The 735-nt window shown below is 73.1% G+C and carries 1 protein-coding gene; it reads left to right on the forward strand.

Features of this window, described 5'->3' with window-relative positions; translation table 11 throughout:
• On the forward strand, positions 1–735 hold a 735-nt coding region (locus Q7A36_RS40440), incomplete at both ends, for a hypothetical protein (RefSeq protein ID WP_305109433.1).

Raw genomic sequence — 735 nt, forward strand, 5'->3', positions numbered from 1 at the left:
CGCTCTCGGTCACGCTGCTCGGGGTGCCCGCGGGTGCCACGCTCTCGGCCGGCAGCCGCCAGCCGGATGGCAGCTGGCAACTCGCCGCGGCCGACCTGCCCAACCTGAGGCTGACCCCGCCGCATGACTTCGCCGGCACGCTCGACCTGACGTTGCGCGCCACCAGCACCGAGACCAGCAACGGCGTCAGCGCCACCACCGAGCACGCCTTCACCGTCCAGGTCGCGGGTGTCATGGACGGCGCCAGCCTGTCGGCCTCGGCCGCCGGCCGGGAGGACACCGCCATCCCGATCCGGGCCGAGTTCGGCACCTCCAGTGACAGCTCCGAGGTGTGGGACACGGTGGCCGTGATCCGTGGCGTGCCGGCGGGCGCGGTGCTGAGCCAGGGCACGGATCTTGGTCATGGGGCCTGGCAGGTGGACCGGGCCGAACTCGCCGCCGGTCATGTGGCGGTCACCCCACCTGCCAACAGCAGTGCACCGATCAGCCTGCGCATCGAGGCACGGCTGCTGGACCGCGAGGATGCCAGCGCCAGCCAGTTGGTCAGCACCACCACCACGGTGCAGGTCACCGCCGTGGCGGACGCACCGGCGATGCAGGCGGCGGCGGCGGTGGGCGACGAGGATACCGCCATCCGGCTCGACCTCTCGGCGGCGTTGACCGACACCGATGGCTCGGAGGCGCTCTCGGTCACGCTGCTCGGGGTGCCCGCGGGTGCCACGCTCTCGGCCGGCA

Origin of the sequence: Paracraurococcus lichenis (assembly GCF_030657435.1) — a bacterium.
In the GTDB taxonomy this organism is placed as follows: Bacteria; Pseudomonadota; Alphaproteobacteria; order Acetobacterales; family Acetobacteraceae; genus Paracraurococcus; species Paracraurococcus lichenis.